15 protein-coding genes are annotated in these 15,960 nt (G+C 70.3%); 14 read left to right on the forward strand and 1 reads right to left on the reverse strand.

Going from position 1 to position 15,960, the window contains the following annotated elements:
- The first annotated feature begins 30 nt into the window (after nt 1-30).
- A complete protein-coding gene (locus OHB01_RS26310; RefSeq protein WP_142647761.1) occupies nt 31-324 on the forward strand; it encodes a DUF1330 domain-containing protein in 294 nt (97 codons plus the stop codon).
- Between the two features lie 262 nt (nt 325-586).
- On the opposite strand, the gene OHB01_RS26315 is transcribed toward OHB01_RS26310, so the two are convergent.
- Nucleotides 587-1,420, reverse strand: coding sequence for an aldo/keto reductase (locus OHB01_RS26315; protein ID WP_147944650.1), 834 nt, complete (start codon nt 1,418-1,420; stop codon nt 587-589).
- A 315-nt stretch (nt 1,421-1,735) separates the two neighbouring features.
- On the opposite strand from OHB01_RS26315, the gene OHB01_RS26320 reads away from it, so the two are divergent.
- From OHB01_RS26320 to OHB01_RS26380, 13 genes are all read left to right on the forward strand, one after another.
- Nucleotides 1,736-2,512, forward strand: coding sequence for a DUF2267 domain-containing protein (locus OHB01_RS26320; protein WP_168065929.1), 777 nt, complete (start codon nt 1,736-1,738; stop codon nt 2,510-2,512).
- Between the two features lie 554 nt (nt 2,513-3,066).
- Nucleotides 3,067-4,980, forward strand: coding sequence for a molecular chaperone DnaK (gene dnaK / locus OHB01_RS26325; RefSeq protein ID WP_142647755.1), 1,914 nt, complete (start codon nt 3,067-3,069; stop codon nt 4,978-4,980).
- Nucleotides 4,981-4,986: 6 nt separating this feature from the next.
- Nucleotides 4,987-5,505 (forward strand): nucleotide exchange factor GrpE, encoded by a 519-nt coding sequence (locus OHB01_RS26330; protein WP_142647754.1) that lies wholly within the window; start codon nt 4,987-4,989, stop codon nt 5,503-5,505.
- Nucleotides 5,502-6,467 carry a DnaJ C-terminal domain-containing protein gene (locus tag OHB01_RS26335; RefSeq protein ID WP_205830226.1) on the forward strand — a complete coding sequence of 322 codons (966 nt, stop codon included), beginning with the start codon at nt 5,502-5,504 and terminating at the stop codon, nt 6,465-6,467. Before OHB01_RS26330 ends, OHB01_RS26335 begins: the two co-directional genes overlap by 4 nt.
- The gene (locus tag OHB01_RS26340) at nt 6,464-6,790 is read left to right on the forward strand and encodes a chaperone modulator CbpM (RefSeq protein ID WP_142647752.1); all 327 of its coding nucleotides are present in this window, start codon (nt 6,464-6,466) and stop codon (nt 6,788-6,790) included. The genes OHB01_RS26335 and OHB01_RS26340 overlap by 4 nt, the downstream gene beginning before the upstream one ends.
- Entirely contained in the window at nt 6,781-9,399 is a 2,619-nt protein-coding gene (gene clpB, locus OHB01_RS26345; RefSeq protein ID WP_419197595.1) for an ATP-dependent chaperone ClpB, read from the forward strand. Before OHB01_RS26340 ends, clpB begins: the two co-directional genes overlap by 10 nt.
- Before the next feature lie 3 nt (nt 9,400-9,402).
- Nucleotides 9,403-9,846, forward strand: coding sequence for a thioredoxin (trxA, locus tag OHB01_RS26350; protein ID WP_142647750.1), 444 nt, complete (start codon nt 9,403-9,405; stop codon nt 9,844-9,846).
- Complete coding sequence (locus OHB01_RS26355) at nt 9,830-11,500, forward strand: FAD-dependent oxidoreductase (RefSeq protein ID WP_328854102.1); 1,671 nt, start codon at nt 9,830-9,832, stop codon at nt 11,498-11,500. The genes trxA and OHB01_RS26355 overlap by 17 nt, the downstream gene beginning before the upstream one ends.
- Nucleotides 11,501-11,529: 29 nt before the next feature.
- A complete protein-coding gene (locus OHB01_RS26360; protein ID WP_142647747.1) occupies nt 11,530-11,982 on the forward strand; it encodes a DUF1931 family protein in 453 nt (150 codons plus the stop codon).
- A 13-nt stretch (nt 11,983-11,995) separates the two neighbouring features.
- On the forward strand, nt 11,996-13,147 hold the full coding sequence (locus tag OHB01_RS26365) for a glutathione-independent formaldehyde dehydrogenase (RefSeq protein WP_142647745.1): 1,152 nt from the start codon (nt 11,996-11,998) through the stop codon (nt 13,145-13,147).
- A 58-nt stretch (nt 13,148-13,205) separates the two neighbouring features.
- Nucleotides 13,206-13,673 (forward strand): ester cyclase, encoded by a 468-nt coding sequence (locus OHB01_RS26370; protein ID WP_205830224.1) that lies wholly within the window; start codon nt 13,206-13,208, stop codon nt 13,671-13,673.
- Between the two features lie 3 nt (nt 13,674-13,676).
- Nucleotides 13,677-13,874 (forward strand): DUF7167 family protein, encoded by a 198-nt coding sequence (locus tag OHB01_RS26375; protein WP_142621515.1) that lies wholly within the window; start codon nt 13,677-13,679, stop codon nt 13,872-13,874.
- A gap of 27 nt (nt 13,875-13,901) precedes the next feature.
- Entirely contained in the window at nt 13,902-15,812 is a 1,911-nt protein-coding gene (locus tag OHB01_RS26380; RefSeq protein WP_142647743.1) for an amino acid transporter, read from the forward strand.
- Nucleotides 15,813-15,960: the final 148 nt, after the last annotated feature.

The following is a 15,960-nucleotide window of genomic DNA, read 5'->3' on the forward strand; positions in this document are numbered from 1 at the left end:
CGATGCACTCATCCCGACACTGGAGGTTCCATGCCCAAGGGCTACTGGGTCAGCGCCTACCGCACCATTTCCGACCCCGAGAAGCTGGCTGCTTACAACAAGCTGGCCGGTCCGGCCGTCAAGGCCGGGGGCGGTCGGACTCTCGTCCGTGGCGGCCGGGTCGTGGCGCACGACGCCGGACTAGCCGAGCGCACTGTCCTGGTCGAGTTCGACAGCTTCGAGCAGGCCGTCGCGGCGTACGAGAGTGCGGCCTACCAGGAGGCGCTGACCGCCCTCTCCGACGGCGTCGAGCGCGACTTCCGGATCGTCGAAGGCATCGACTGACAGAGATGAACGCGCGCAGGCGGAACTGCGGGCGGCCGGTATGGACGTCGACGCGACCGCCCGTTCCAGGCGGTTCACGTGGTAGCTCTCGCGGGACATCGGCGGGTCTGTCCAGCCTTGTTTCTAGTGCCGGGGCGGAGGAAGCGCCGCGAACGGCGCCTCCAGCAGATCGGACAGGCCGGGAACCAGGCTCCTGGACTCGCGTCTGACGGGAACGCCCGTGACCTGATCTCCGGCTTCTGCTCGGTCGGCGACGGGAGGCTCAGAGCCGTTCGAGCGGACGCCGTGAGAGCGGCGGCGGGAACGCCGCGTCCAGCAGCAGGAGGTCGTCGTCGGTGAGGTGGATGGCCGCGGCCGCCGCGTTGTGCTCCACGTGGGCGGGCACGCCCGACTTCGGTATGGCGATCACGCCGTCGTTCCGGAGCACCCATGCGAGGGCCACCTGCGCCGTGGTCACCTCATGGCGGACCGCGACGTCGAGAAGCGCCTGACGGCCGAGCAACCGGCCCTGTTCTATCGGCGAGTACGCCATGATCGGAATGCCTCGGTTGTGGCACCAGGGGATCAGCTCGAACTCGGGACCGCGTCTGGCGAGGTTGTAGAGGATCTGGTCGCTCTGCACGGCCGAGCCGCCGGTGATCGCGACGAGATCCTCCATGTCGGAGACGTCGAAGTTGCTGACGCCCCACCACCTGATGCGCCCCGAGGCCACAAGCTGCTCGAAGGCGGCGAGCGTCTCCTCCAGAGGCACCTGTCCCCGCCAGTGGAGCAGGTAGAGGTCCAGCCGGTCGGTGCCCAGGCGGCGCAGGCTTCTCTCACAGGCGGCGACGGTGCCCGTGCGGGTCGCGTTCTGCGGCAGGACCTTGCCGACCAGGAACACCTCGTCGCGATGGCCGGCGATCGCCTCGCCGACCAGGCGTTCCGCCCTGCCGTCCGCGTACATCTCGGCGGTGTCGATCAGGGCCATGCCAAGCTCGAGGCCGAGCCGCAGCGCCTTGATCTCGATGTCCCACCGCGACGGGTTCTCGGCCATGTGCCAGGTGCCCTGCCCGAGGACCACGACCTGCTCGCCGGACGGCAATGTGGTCGTACGCATGGCGGCCTCCCCAAGCCGGCTACGAATCAGCCTATGCTTCCGCGCAGGTGAGACCGCGCCTGGGCCTCATGGATGCCGGGCTCCCGGTACGCGACGCGAGGTGTCGTGGCGGCGATGCCCTGCGCATGGTCATGTGTTATGCGCTCTTCCCGGGACGGGCTCGGGAGACTGCGGGGGATGCGTCCCGGGTAACCCCAGGCCATGGAAGCGTCATTTTCCGGAAACGCCGCTTTGAGCTGGATGAGCCTCCCCGTGGCCGGCGGGTAGCTGACCACGAGAAACCCATGCATGCTGTGTCGAGCGAGGAGCGCGGCCGTGGACTACGAAGAGTTCCTCGAAACCGTGAGCCGTCAGACCGGCCTGGACGCCGAGGCCGCCGAGCGCGCCATACAGGCGACGCTTGAGACGCTCGCGCGGCGTCTGTCGAAGGGGGAAAGCCGCGACCTGCTCCGGCAACTGCCCGCCGAGCTGAAGTCGTACGTCTACACGGACGAGGGCTCCGAGGCCTTCGACGTCGACGAGTTCCTCCGGCGCGTGGCCGAGCGGGAGCAGGTGGACGTCGAGGAGGCCGAACGGCGCGCGCGAGCCGTCTTCTGGGCGCTGGGCGGTGCCCTGGACGCCAAGGAGGTGGCCGACCTGGGGGCGGACCTGCCGGAGGATTTCGATCCCCTGGTGGCCGAGGCCCAGCGGAGGCACGTGGAGGTCATGCGGTCCTCGGAGTTCCTCACCAGGGTCGCCAGGCGGACCGGCCTCGACGCCGAGGGCGCCGAACGCGCCACCGCGGCCGTGCTGGAGACGCTCGCGGAGCGCATCGCCGCGGGCGAGGTCAGGGATCTCATCCGCGAGCTGCCGGTCCGGCTGCATCCACCGCTGAGACGGGGCATCGCCAACAGCTCCGGCACGGCCACGCGGATGGGGCTGGAGGAGTTTCTGCGCCGGGTGGCCGAGCGAGAGGGCGTGTCCCTTGACCAGGCGCGGGAACATGCCGCCGCGGTGTTCGCCACGTTGCGCGAGGCCGTCACGGTCGACGAGTTCTTCGACGTCACCGTCCAGTTGCCGGACGAGTACTGGGCCCTGATTCCCCATCCGTGAGCGGGAGGCGGGCGGGCTCGCCGCTCCACGTGTTCCACGCACCCTGGCGGGTCCCCGGAAGCGCCTCCTCCCGGTCGCTTGCTTCTCCTCTGGCGTTCCACTGGGCGGCCTGCCACGGCTCATCGGAGGCAGATGAGGTGCGGGAAGGGTGGTGCGGGGGAACGAGAGGCGGGAGGAGACGACAATCCCGTCGCGGTGTTCCGCAAGCCGACGGGGACACGCTCGCCGGCAGAGCCCTGACACCACCGGTCCGAAGGTGGTGTGGATCCCGGTTCTTCCGGCTCGGGCTGATGCGTTTCAGCGGCGTGGCGAGCTGACTTCACGATCTGGAACAGCCGGGGGACTGGTCCCGTGAGCGCCCCGAGAACAACAGGGCCCCGCAAGGTGGCGCCGGCCACCTGCAGCGGGTGCGACGCGGCCCGGCACGCGGAGGGCGTCCTGGACCGCCACGACTTTCCGATCATCGAATTCGCCGACGTCGCGCAGGGGAGTGCTCACGGGCGCTCGTGAGGCCGCTGCGCTCGGGCGAGCGCCAAGAGGAGGGGGATGAGGACATGGCCAAGGCGGTGGGAATCGACCTCGGCACGACCAACTCGGTCATCGCGACCACCGAGGACACGCATCCGACGGTCGTCCCGAACGCCGAGGGGTCGCGTACGACTCCCTCGGTGGTGGCCTTCACGGACCAGGGGGAGGTGCTGGTGGGCCAGATGGCCAGACGCCAGGCGATCCTCAACCCGAAAGGCACGATCTATTCGGCCAAGCGCTTCATCGGGCGCAAGTTCGACGAGGTGCAGAGCGAGATCAAGGCGGTCTCGTTCGACGTCGTGCCGGGCCCGGAAGGCGCCGTGCGGTTCAAGGTGCGCGACAAGCCGTACGCGCCGGAGGAGATCTCCGCCTTCGTGCTGCGCAAACTGGCCTCGGACGCCGGGAAGTTCCTGGGGGAGAAGGTCACCGAGGCCGTCATCACGGTGCCGGCGTACTTCAACGACGCGCAGCGGCAGGCCACCAAGGACGCCGGCAAGATCGCCGGCCTGGAGGTCCTGCGCATCATCAACGAGCCGACCGCGGCGGCCCTGGCGTACGGCCTGGACAAGAAGGGCAGCGAGACCGTTCTCGTGTTCGACCTGGGCGGGGGCACCTTCGACGTCAGCATCCTCGACATCGGCGAGGGCGTCATCGAGGTCCGCGCCACCTCGGGCGACACCCACCTGGGCGGCGACGACTTCGACCGGCGCATCGTGGATCACCTGGCCGACGAGTTCCACAAGGAGCAGGGCATCGACCTGCGCCGCGACCCGCAGGCACTCCAGCGGTTGTTCGAGGCCGCGGAGAAGGCCAAGGTGGAGCTGTCGGCGGTCACCCAGACGCAGGTCAGCCTGCCGTTCATCACGGCCGACGCGACCGGCCCCAAGCACCTGAACACCACGCTCATGCGCTCGACCTTCGAGCAGATCACGCACGACCTGCTCGAACGCTGCCGGGGCCCGGTGGAGCAGGCCATGGCCGACGCGAAGCTGACGACGAACGACATCGACGAGGTGATCCTCGTCGGCGGCTCCACCCGCATGCCGGCCGTGCAGCAGCTCGTGCGGCGGCTGACGGGCAAGGACCCGAACATGACGGTCAACCCGGACGAGGTCGTGGCCGTCGGCGCGGCCGTCCAGGCGGCCATCATCAAGGGCGAGCTGAAGGACGTCGTGCTGCTGGACGTCACGCCGCTGTCGCTCGGCGTCGAGACGCTCGGCGGCGTGATGACGAAGATCATCGAGCGGAACACCACGATCCCGGCCCGCCGTACGGAGACGTTCAGCACCGCGGAGGACAACCAGTCGGCCGTGGACATCGTCATCCTGCAGGGCGAGCGCGAGCGCGCCGCGGACAACCGGGTGCTCGGCCGCTTCCGGCTGGAGAACATCCGGCCCGCCCCGCGCGGGGTGCCGCAGATCGAGGTCACCTTCGACATCGACGCCAACGGCATATTGAACGTCTCCGCCAAGGACAAGGACACCGGCGCCGAGCAGCGCATCACGATCAGCGAGAGCTCCAACCTGGACAAGAGCGAGATCGACCGGATGATCGCCGAGGCGGAGCGGCACCGCACCGAGGACGCGCAGCTTCGTGCCGCGATCGACGCCCGCAACGAGCTGGACTCCGCCGCCTACCAGGTCGAGCGCCGGCTGTCGGAGCTGGGCGACGCCGTCCAGGTGCACGAGAAGGCGCGGGCCGAGCAGCTGATCATGGACGCACGTCAGGCGATCAAGGAGGAGGCGCCCATAGACCGGCTGCGGAGCCTGACAGCGGAGCTGCAGCAGGTTTACCACGGCCTCGGTATGACGGCGTCCGCCGCCTCCGGCCAGACCCAGGGACAGCCCCAGGGCCAGGCGCAGGGACAGGCGCAGTCCGCCTCGGGCGGGTCGGACGAGGACGTCATCGACGCCGAGTTCACCAGCCCCAACAGCCCGTGATCCGACATGACCGAGCGGAACGAGAAAGCACCTCCGGAGCCCCGGCAGGCCGTCGAGGAACCCGTCGAGGAGCCCATCGAGGAGCCCGTCGCGGAGCAGCTCGCCGAGCTGGAGGACCGGTGGCTGCGCGCCGTCGCCGAGCTCGACAACCTCCGCAAGCGGGTCGCACGCGACATGGAGCGGCAGCGGATCGACGAGCGCATGCGCGTGGCGGCGGAGTGGCTGCCCGTGGTCGACAACCTCGAACTCGCGCTCAAGCACGCGGGTGCCGACGCCGGCGCGGTGATCGAGGGGGTCCGGGCCGTCCGCGACCAGGCGGTCGGCGTGCTCGCGCGCCTCGGCTTCCCGCGCAGGGACGACGTGGGCGCGCGGTTCGACCCCGCCAGGCACGAGGCGGTCGGCACCGTCGCCGTCCCGGACGCCGACCCCGGCACCGTGGTCGAGGTCGTACGGCCCGGCTACGGCGAGGGCGAGCTGCAACTGCGCCCGGCCGCCGTCGTCGTCTCCACGAAAGCCGGCGAATGATGGCGGAGCGCGACTTCTACGAGATCCTGGGCGTGCCGAGAACGGCGAGCCAGGACGAGATCCAGCGCGCCTACCGGAAGCTGGCCCGCACCTACCATCCCGACGTCAACAAGTCTCCCGACGCCGAGGAGCGCTTCAAGGAGATCTCGGAGGCGTACGCGGTGCTGTCGGACCCCGAGACGCGGCGGCGATACGACGCGTTCGGGCCGGACTTCCGCCGGGTGCCCGAGGACGTGGACCCTGCGGCGTACGCCCGTGCCCGGGCGGGAGCCGGCGCGAGACCGGGCTGGGCGCGCGGACCAGGCGGGGAGGAGATCCACTTCACCGTCGGCGAGGGCTTCGAGGGCATCGACCTCGACGACCTGTTCGGCGGCGTCTTCGGCGGGCGCAGGCGTGGCGCGACCGGCCGCGGCTGGGGCCCGGTGCCCGGCGCCGACCAGGAGGCCGAGCTGCCGCTCACGGTCGAGGAGGCCTACCGCGGCGGCCGGCGGACCATCACGATCCCCGGCCCGGGCGGCGGGCGGACCCTCCAGGTGGACATCCCGCCCGGGGTGACCGACGGCCAGCGGATCCGGCTCGCGGGCCAGGGCGGCGCGGGCAGCGGCGGCGCCAAGGCCGGCGACCTCTACCTGATCGCGCGGATCGCCGACCACCCGCGCTACCGCGTGGAGGGGCGCGACATCCATGTCCGCCTGCCGCTGACGCCGTCGGAGGCCGCGCTGGGGGCGACCGTCGCGGTGGACACGCCGGGTGGGGAGGCGAAGGTCAAGGTGCCGCCGGGCACCTCGTCCGGGCGCCGCCTGCGGCTGCGCGGGCAGGGCATGCCGAACCCGCGGGGCCGGCCCGGAGACCTGCTGGCCGAGGCCCGGATCATGGTGCCGCCCAAGCTCAGCGACGAGGAGCGCCGCCTGTACGAGCAGCTGGCCAGGGTCTCGACGTTCAACCCGAGGAGCCGGTCATGACCTATCCGCTCGTCCGGCTCGCCCGGGTCCACGTCGGTCACCTGGACCTGGAGTCGTTCTCCCGGGCCACGGGACTGCACCCGGAACTGGTGCGCCGCCTGGTGGCGCTCGGGCTGATCGACACCTGCCCCGGCCTGCCGGGCGGCCTGTGCTTCCCGCCCGCCCAGGTCGCCGCGGCCGGGCGCCTTCAGCGCCTGCGCGCCGGACTCGCCGTCAACTACGCCTCCCTCGGCCTCGTGACCGACCTTCTGGACCGAATCGCGGAGCTGGAGGCGGCTCTGCGTACCCGTACGAGATGGACCGGAGACAGATCGTGGACCTGAACCGCCTGACGCAGAAGTCGCAGGAGGCACTGCACGACGCCCAGACCGCGGCGATCCGCTTCGGACACACCGAGGTCGACGGGGAGCACCTGCTGCTGGCGCTGATCCGGCAGCCCGACGGGCTCGTCCCGCGCCTGCTGTCCGCCGCCGGCGCCGACCCGGACAAGCTCCTGCTCGAACTGGAGCACGAACTGGAGCGGCGGCCCCGCGTCACCGGCCCCGGCGCCGCTCCCGGCCAGGTCTACGTCACCCAGCGGGTGTCGCGGCTGCTCGACGCCGCCGAGCGGGAGGCCGGCCGGCTGAAGGACGAGTACGTGTCGGTCGAGCACCTGCTGCTGGCGCTGCTGGACGAGGGCGTCGACAGTGCGGCCGGCCTCCTGCTCAAGGGACACGGGCTCACCCGCGAGCGCTTCCTGCAGGTGCTGACGCAGGTGCGCGGGAACCAGCGGGTGACCTCCGCCAACCCGGAGGTCGCGTACGAGGCGCTGGAGAAGTACGGGCGCGACCTGGTGGCGGAGGCGCGGGCGGACAAGCTCGACCCGGTCATCGGGCGGGACGGCGAGATCCGCCGGGTCGTCCAGATCCTGTCCCGCAAGAGCAAGAACAACCCGGTCCTGATCGGCGACCCGGGCGTGGGCAAGACGGCGATCGTGGAGGGCCTCGCGCAGCGCATCGCACGCGGCGACGTGCCGGAGGGCCTGAAGGACAAGACGATCTTCAGCCTGGACATGGGCGCGCTGGTCGCCGGGGCGAAATACCGCGGCGAGTTCGAGGAGCGCCTGAAGGCCGTGCTCACGGAGGTGAAGGCGTCCGAGGGGCGCATCCTGCTGTTCGTCGACGAGGTGCACACGGTGGTCGGCGCGGGCGCCGCCGAGGGGGCGATGGACGCCGGCAACATGCTGAAACCGATGCTGGCCCGCGGTGAGCTGCACATGATCGGCGCGACGACCGTGGGGGAGTATCGCAAGCACATCGAGAAGGACGCGGCGCTGGAGCGCCGCTTCCAGCCGGTCTTCGTCGACGAGCCGTCGGTCGAGGACTCCATCTCCATCCTGCGCGGGCTGCGCGAGCGGCTCGAGGTCTTCCACGGCGTGAAGATCCAGGACGGCGCGATCGTCGCCGCGGTCGTGCTGAGCCATCGCTACATCTCCGACCGCTTCCTCCCCGACAAGGCGATCGACCTGGTCGACGAGGCGTGCGCCATGCTCCGTACGGAGATCGACTCGATGCCCGCCGAGCTGGACGAGCTGACCCGCCGGGTGACGCGGCTGGAGATCGAGGAGGCGGCGCTCGCCAAGGAGGACGACCCGGCGAGCCGGGAGCGCCTGGAGACGCTGCGCAAGGAGCTGGCCGACCTGCGGGCGGAGGCCGACGCCATGCGGGCCCAGTGGGAGGCCGAGCGGCACGCCCTGCGCAAGGTGCAGCAGCTGCGCGAGGAGATCGAGAGCGTACGGCGGGAGGCCGAGCAGGCCGAGCGCATGTACGACCTGAACCGCGCGGCGGAGCTGCGGCACGGCAGGCTCCCCGAACTGGAGCGCAGGCTGCATGCCGCGGAGGAACAGCTGGAGAGCAAGCAGGGCGGGCACCGGCTGCTGCGCGAGGTGGTGACCGAGGAGGAGATCGCCGGCATCGTGTCGCGATGGACCGGCATCCCGATCAGCCGCCTGCAGGAGAGCGAGCGGGAGAAGCTGCTGCGGCTCGACGAGATCCTCCACGAGCGGGTGATCGGCCAGGACGAGGCCGTGCGGGCGGTCGCCGACGCCATCATCAGGGCGCGCTCGGGGATCAAGGACCCCCGCCGCCCGATCGGGTCGTTCATCTTCCTCGGGCCGACCGGAGTCGGCAAGACGGAGCTGGCCAAGACGCTGGCCGAGGCGTTGTTCGACACCGAGGAGAACATGGTCCGCGTCGACATGAGCGAATACCAGGAGCGGCACACCGTCAGCCGCCTCGTCGGCGCCCCGCCCGGGTACGTCGGCTACGAGGAGGGCGGCCAGCTCACCGAGGCCGTGCGGCGCAAGCCCTATTCCGTGGTGCTCTTCGACGAGATCGAGAAGGCGCACACGGACGTGTTCAACACCCTGCTGCAGGTGCTGGACGACGGGCGGCTCACCGATGCCCAGGGGCGTACGGTCGACTTCCGCAACACCGTGATCATCATGACGTCGAACATCGGCTCGCACTACCTCAGTGAGAAGGCGGCGCCGTCGGGCGAGATCGACCCGGAGGTGCGCGAGATGGTCATGGCGGAGCTGCGTGCCCGCTTCCGTCCCGAGTTCCTCAACCGCATCGACGACATCGTGCTGTTCAAGCCGCTCACCGAGGCCGAGATCGAGCAGATCGTCACGCTGATGTTCAACGACATCAGGGCGCGGCTCGCCGAGCGCAGGATGACGCTCGAGATCAGCCCGGAGGCGGTCCGCCACATCGCCGAGCGCGGGTTCGACCCCGTCTACGGAGCCCGTCCGCTGCGCCGCTTCATCGCCCGTGAGGTGGAAACCCGGGTCGCGCGGGCGCTGGTCGCCGGCGACGTCAGGGACGGCGCGACCATCCGGGTGGCCATGTCCGGTGGCGAGCTCGTCGTCACCTACGAGAACCCGGAGGGCTGACCGATGCCGCCGAAGGTCGCGGAATCGAGCGTCGTCCGGTGCCCGCACTGCGGCCGCAACAACCGCGTGCCGCGGGCGGGTGCCGGAGTCCCGCGCTGCGGCGAGTGCCGCGAATCGCTGCCCTGGGTGGTTGACGCGGGGGACGAGGACTTCGCCGAGGTCGCCGAGGCGGCGCCGATTCCGGTCGTCGTCGACTTCTGGGCGTCCTGGTGCGGACCATGCCGCATGGTGAGCCCGGCGCTCCACCAGGTCGCCACCGAGCTGGCCGGGCGGATCAAGCTGGTGAAGGTGAACATCGACGAGGCACCGGAAACCTCGCGGCGCTTCGGCGTGCAGGCCGTCCCGACGCTCGTTGTGATGAAGCAGGGGAAGGTCGTGGCCCGGCGGGCCGGGGCGGCGCCGGCACCCGTGTTGCGGGAGTGGGTCGGCGATGCGCTGGCCGGATGAGCTGGTCGAGACCCCCGACCTGCAGGGGGCCTACCCTCGGCTGAGCGAGGCGCAGATCCAGGCGCTGTCCGCCTGCGGCGAGCGGCGGTCGGCCCGCCGGGAGGACGTTCTGTTCGCGGAGGGCGACCCGTGCGTCGCCTTCTTGGTCGTCCTGGCAGGCAAGGTCGCGGAGGTCAAGGGATACGGATTCGACGATCAGGTGATCGGCATCCACGGGGCCGGCCGGTTCCTGGGCGATCTCAACGTGCTCACCGGCCAGGCCGGCTTCATCACGGCCGTGGTGGCGGAGGACGGTGAGGCGCTCGCCGTGCCCGCCGAGGAGCTCCGCCGGTTGGTCACCGAGGACGAGACGCTGGGCGATCTCGTCCTGCGCGCCTACCTGATTCGCCGCTCGATGCTCATCGGGCTCGGGGCCGGCTTCCGCATCATCGGCTCCCGCTACTCGCCGGACTGCCGGCGGCTGCGTGAGTTCGCGGCCCGCAACCGGCTGCCGCACCGGTGGATCGACCTGGAAGAGGACACCGACGTCGAGAGCCTCCTGCAGCGGATGGGTCTCACTCCGCAGGAGACCCCGTTCGTGATCTGGCGCGGTGAGAAGGTGCTGCGCAATCCGACGAACGCGGAGCTGGCCAAGTTGATCGGCCTGCCGGCGCCCGCGCCGCGGGAGAGCGGCTGGGACCTGCTCGTCGTCGGAGCCGGTCCGGCGGGGCTGGCCGCGGCGGTGTGCGGCGCCTCGGAGGGCCTCACGACGATCGTCCTCGACAGCGTGGCGACGGGCGGTCAGGCGGGCACCTCGTCGCGGATCGAGAACTACCTCGGCTTCCCCGCCGGGCTCTCCGGCGGCGAGCTGGCCGAGCGGGCGGAGATCCAGGCCCGCAAGTTCGGCGCGCAGTTCTCCATTCCGGCCGAGGCGTGCACGCTCCAAGAGCAGGAAGGCCATCACGTGGTCACCGTGAAGGAAGGGGCGGTGATCCAGACGCGGGCGCTGCTCATAGCGACGGGCGTCCGGTACCGGAAACTCGACGTGCCCGACCTGGAGAGGTTCGAGGCGACCAGCGTCTACTACGCGGCCACCGCGTTCGAGGCACAGATGTGCAGCCGGGACCCGGTCGTCGTCGTGGGCGGGGGCAACTCGGCCGGCCAGGCGGCACTGTTCCTCGCCCAGCACGTCGCCTCCGTCCGCCTGCTCGTACGCGACGACGCGCTGACCAGGAACATGTCCCGCTATCTGGCGGTCGAGATCGAACAACACCCCGGCATTCAGGTGATGCTGAACACCCAGGTCCGGCGGCTGGTCGGGGAGCAGACGCTCGAGGCGGTCGTCGCCGAGGACAACGTGACCGGGGAGCGGTTCACCCTCGAGGCCCGCGCGATGTTCGTCTTCATCGGTGCGGAGCCGTACAGCCGGTGGCTGGCCGACGAGGTCGCGCTCGACTCCCGGGGATACATCCTGACCGGGCTGGACGCCGCTCGCTCCGGCAGGAAGGGCGTACCCGACTCCGCCGGCCGGCCGTTCCCGCTGGAGACCAGCAGAGCGGGTGTGTTCGCGGCCGGCGACGTGCGGAACGGGTCGATCAAACGGGTCGCGTCGGCCGTCGGCGAGGGCGCGATGGCCGTGCGCCTCGTGCACGAACACCTTCAGCTGAGGGGCTGAGGCCCACGCGGGGAGGAAGGGGACTGGCGATGGCAGAAGTGATGGCGGTGCCGAGGTTCGAGCGGTTCTTCAGGAAGGCGGCGGGCCTCGACGTCGACAAGGAGGATCTCCGGCGCTACAGCGACTTCGTGAACCAGAAGCTGTACGACCTGCTGGTGATCGGCGAGGCCCACGCGAAGGCGAACGTCCGGGACATCATCGAGACCTGGGACCTGCCCATCACCAAGGGCCTCCAGGAGAGCATCCACCGGTTCCGCGACCTCGACGAGGACATCGAGCTGAAACCGATCCTGGAGCAGCTCGCGGCGTTGCCCCCGCTCGACCTGTCCATCGGCGAGGAGGTGACGAAAAGGCTGCCCGAGATCGCCGGCGGGCTGTCGCTGGCGCTGGCGCGCACGTTCACCATCCTCGATCCCGGCCTGAAGAATCCGAGGACCGAGCAGTGGGAACGCGTGATCCGCGTTTTCGAGCTGCTTCTCTAGAAGCGAGGACATCATGAAGGCAGTCGTATACGAAGGACCCCGGCAGGTCGGTGTCAAGAACGTGCCGGACGCGCGGATAGAGATGCCCACCGATGTTCTGGTCCGCGTCACCACGAGCAACATCTGCGGGTCGGACCTGCACATGTACGAAGGCCGGACCGACCTGGAGCCGGGCCGTGTCCTCGGCCACGAGAACCTCGGCGAGGTGGTCGAGGTGGGGCCGGGAGTGGTACGCGTCCGCGTCGGCGACATGGTCTGCGTGCCGTTCAACGTCGCGTGCGGCTTCTGCGCCAACTGCGAGAGCGGCCTGACCGCCTTCTGCCTCACCACCAACCCGGAGCCGGGGGTTGACGGGGCCGCTTACGGCTTCGCGGACATGGGCCCGTACAACGGCGGCCAGGCCGAGCTGCTGCGCGTGCCGTTCGGCGACTTCAACTGCCTTGTCCTGCCGGACGACGCGCGGGAGAGGCAGACCGACTACGTCATGCTGGCCGATATCTGGCCCACCGGCTGGCACGCGACCCAGCTCGCCTGTGTGCAGGCCGGCGACTCGGTCGTGATCTACGGGTCGGGGCCGGTCGGCCTGATGGCCGCCTACTCCGCGATGTTCAAGAGCGCGGGCATGGTGATGGTCGTGGACCGCCACCCGGACCGGCTGGCCAAGGCCGAGGAGATCGGGGCGATCCCGATCGACGACTCCAAGGCATCGCCGGTCGACCAGGTCATGGAGCTCACGCACGACAGGGGCGCCGACCGGGGCTGCGAGTGCGTGGGCTACCAGGCGCACGACCCCCAGGGGCACGAGCATCCCAACATGACGCTGAACAACCTCGTCAAGTCGGTGAGGTTCGCCGGGACGATCGGGGTCGTGGGCGTGTACATCCCCACGGATCCCGGCAGCCCCGACGACCTCTACAAGCAGGGCGAGATCGCCTTCGACTACGGGATGTTCTGGTTCAAGGGCCAGACCATGGGCAACGGTCAGTGCAACGTCAAGAACTACAACCGGCAGCTCTGCACCCTCATCCACCAGGGGAAGGCCCGGCCGTCGTGGGTCGTCTCACACGAGCTGAATCTGGACGACGCGCCCGGCGGCTACGAGCACTTCGACCGGAGGGATCCCGGCTGGACCAAGGTCGTCCTGCATCCCGCCGGCATCGGCTGACCCTCCCGTCGCGGCCGCGGGCCTCGCGGTCCGCCATGGAGGTGAGGGGGGACGCGCCATGCGCATGCCGGACGCCCGCTGGCTCAAGCAAAGGCTGCACGACGCCTTCAACAGGCACGATCTGGACGAGGTGATCCAGTGTCACAGTCGGGACGCGGTCCTGGTGACCCCGGCGGGCGTCGCGGAGGGACACGAGCAGATCGCCTCTTACTACGAAGATCTGTTCAGGGGCTTCCCCGACATGCGCATTACGGTCTGGCACACCGTCCTGTGCGCCGATCCGGCGGTGACCGAATGGCTGCTCACCGGCACCCACGCCGGGCCCTTCCTGCTGCCCGGGGGCCAGGTGCTGGAACGAACCGGCCGCCATGTCGCCATCCGGGGCACCAGCACCTGTTCGGTGGGCAACGACAGGATCATCAGTCACCGCATCTACTTCGACCAGCTGGAGCTTTACAGCCAGCTCGGCGGGCGCCTCGTCTTCGACGAGCGGCCGCCGTCGCGTGAGCGGTGGGCGGAGGGGTGAGCGATGCCGGCAGACGACATGGGCGACACGGTGACGGTCGAGCTGTTCTTCCAGTGCAGGCACGACGTCGTCAGCGAGGAGATCCGGGTTCCACGGGCCGACTGGGACAAGATGAGCGCGGGCCAGCGCGACGCGTACCTGGCCGACCGCGTCGACGCGCTCGTGTGCGCGAACTCCAGCGCCGGTTGGAGGGAGATCTAGGAGTGGGGTAGGGCGAGCGTGGGCGGCATGGCGACCAGGACCAGGGACAGGGTCCGTTCCTGGCTCCTGGAGGGGCTTCAGCACGAGGACGTGATGCCCGCCGGGCCCCACGTGATGGAGGCGCCGCACAGGCGGCATGCCTGGTGGCGGGTCATGTGCCTCACCGGTCTCGACTACTTCTCCACCCTCGGCTACCAGCCGGGGATCGCCGCGCTGGCGGTGGGCCTGCTGTCGCCCGTCGCGACGTTGTTCCTCGTCGCGCTGACGCTGTTCGGCGCGCTGCCGGTCTACCGGCGGGTGGCGGTGGAGAGCCCGTACGGCCAGGGCTCGGTCGCCATGCTCGAACGGCTCGCTCCGAGGTGGTGGGGCAAGCTGTTCGTCCTGGTGCTGCTCGGGTTCGCGGCCACCGATTTCGTGATCACGATGACGCTGTCGGCGGCCGACGCGGCAGCGCACATCCTGGAGAACCCCTTCGTGCCGCGTGCCCTCCAAGGGCACCAGATGGCCGTGACGCTCGGCCTGCTGGCGCTGCTCGGCGGCGTGTTCCTGATGGGCTTCAGCGAGGCGATCGGCCTCGCCGTCGTCCTCGTGGGCGTCTACCTGTCGCTCAACGTCGTGGTGGTGACGGCAGCCGTGCTCCATCTCGCCGACCGGCCCGTCCTGTTCGCCGGCTGGAAGCAGGCTCTGCTGTCCTCGCACGGCGGGCCGGCGTCGATGGTGCTGCTGTCCCTGCTCGTCATGCCCAAGCTCGCCCTCGGCCTGTCCGGGTTCGAGACCGGGGTGGCCGTCATGCCGCTGATCAAGGGGGATCTGCCGGGACGGATCAGGGGAGCCAAGAGGCTGCTGACGACGGTGGCCCTGGTCATGAGCGTCTTCCTGATCGCCAGCAGCTTCGTCACGAGCGTGCTGATCCCGTCGCGGGAGTTCCGGGAGGGCGGCAGGGCCGACGGCCGGGCCCTGGCGTACCTGGCTCACGCCTACCTCGGGAACGGGTTCGGCACGCTGTACGACGTGAGCACGATCGCGATCCTGTGGTTCGCCGGCGCCTCCGCGATGGCGGGCCTGCTCAACCTCGTTCCCCGCTACCTTCCCCGGTATGGCATGGCCCCGGACTGGACGCGGGCGGTCCGGCCGCTCGTCCTGGTCTTCACGGCGGTCGCGTTCGCCATCACCGTGATCTTCCAGGCGAGCGTGACGGCGCAGGGCGGGGCGTACGCCACCGGAGTCCTCGTGCTGATCCTCTCGGCGGCCGTCGCGGTCACGGTCTCGGCCCACCGGCGCCGCAGGCGCGCGGCGGCGGCGTACGCGGCCATCACCCTCGTCCTGATCTACACGCTGGTGGCGAACGTGATCGAGCGGCCGGACGGTGTGAAGATCGCGTCGTTCTTCATCGCGGCCATCGTGGTCACCTCGCTGATCTCCCGGGCGACCCGGTCCACCGAGCTGCGGGTCACCCGCGTGGTCCTCGACCCCCTGGCGGAGCGGTTCCTCCGGGAGGTGCCCGGCAACGAGGTCTACCTGGTCGCCAACGAGCCGCAGCGGCGGGACCGGGCGGAGTACGAGGAGAAGCTGCGCGAGCAGTGGCGCAACCACCGGCTGGATCCGGCCACGCCGGTGCTGTTCGTGGAGGCCGCCGTCCCGGACGCGTCGGAGTTCCTGACCGAGCTGAGCGTCCGGGGCGAGGAGCGGCACGGGCACCGGATCCTCCGGCTGGAGAGCTCCTCGATCCCGAACGCGCTGGCCGCCCTGCTGCTCTACATCCGGAACCGCTTCCTCAAGCTGCCGCACATCTACTTCCACTGGTCCGAGGAGAACCCCGTCGCCGCGATGCTCCGTTATCTGGTGTTCGGTGTGGGCGACGTCCCGGCGATGACCCGCGAGATCCTGCGGGAGGCCGAGCCCGATCCCGAACGCCGTCCCCGGGTGCACGTCGGGTAGGCCGACTGGCCTGCGCGTTTGCGCCACTCGGACGGGGGTATCGGCTGCCCGATGTCGTCGTCCGCGGGCTCTGTCTCCGGCCCGGCACCCATCCGGCAGGTCGCCGAGCACGAGTCCCGCGAGCCGGCGAGGCGGGAGGGCCGGAGCC

The sequence above is a fragment of the Microbispora hainanensis genome, from assembly GCF_036186745.1.
Lineage (GTDB): Bacteria > Actinomycetota > Actinomycetes > Streptosporangiales > Streptosporangiaceae > Microbispora.

Coding starts and splice junctions, on each gene's coding strand:
- OHB01_RS26360 (WP_142647747.1), top strand. CDS start 11,530: ATGGCAGAAGTGATGGCGGTGCCGAGGTTCGAGCGGTTCTTCAGGAAG.
- OHB01_RS26375 (WP_142621515.1), top strand. CDS start 13,677: ATGCCGGCAGACGACATGGGCGACACGGTGACGGTCGAGCTGTTCTTC.
- dnaK (WP_142647755.1), top strand. CDS start 3,067: ATGGCCAAGGCGGTGGGAATCGACCTCGGCACGACCAACTCGGTCATC.
- OHB01_RS26340 (WP_142647752.1), top strand. CDS start 6,464: ATGACCTATCCGCTCGTCCGGCTCGCCCGGGTCCACGTCGGTCACCTG.
- OHB01_RS26335 (WP_205830226.1), top strand. CDS start 5,502: ATGATGGCGGAGCGCGACTTCTACGAGATCCTGGGCGTGCCGAGAACG.
- OHB01_RS26370 (WP_205830224.1), top strand. CDS start 13,206: ATGCGCATGCCGGACGCCCGCTGGCTCAAGCAAAGGCTGCACGACGCC.
- OHB01_RS26355 (WP_328854102.1), top strand. CDS start 9,830: ATGCGCTGGCCGGATGAGCTGGTCGAGACCCCCGACCTGCAGGGGGCC.
- OHB01_RS26330 (WP_142647754.1), top strand. CDS start 4,987: ATGACCGAGCGGAACGAGAAAGCACCTCCGGAGCCCCGGCAGGCCGTC.
- OHB01_RS26365 (WP_142647745.1), top strand. CDS start 11,996: ATGAAGGCAGTCGTATACGAAGGACCCCGGCAGGTCGGTGTCAAGAAC.
- OHB01_RS26380 (WP_142647743.1), top strand. CDS start 13,902: ATGGCGACCAGGACCAGGGACAGGGTCCGTTCCTGGCTCCTGGAGGGG.
- trxA (WP_142647750.1), top strand. CDS start 9,403: ATGCCGCCGAAGGTCGCGGAATCGAGCGTCGTCCGGTGCCCGCACTGC.
- OHB01_RS26310 (WP_142647761.1), top strand. CDS start 31: ATGCCCAAGGGCTACTGGGTCAGCGCCTACCGCACCATTTCCGACCCC.
- OHB01_RS26315 (WP_147944650.1), bottom strand. CDS start 1,420: ATGCGTACGACCACATTGCCGTCCGGCGAGCAGGTCGTGGTCCTCGGG.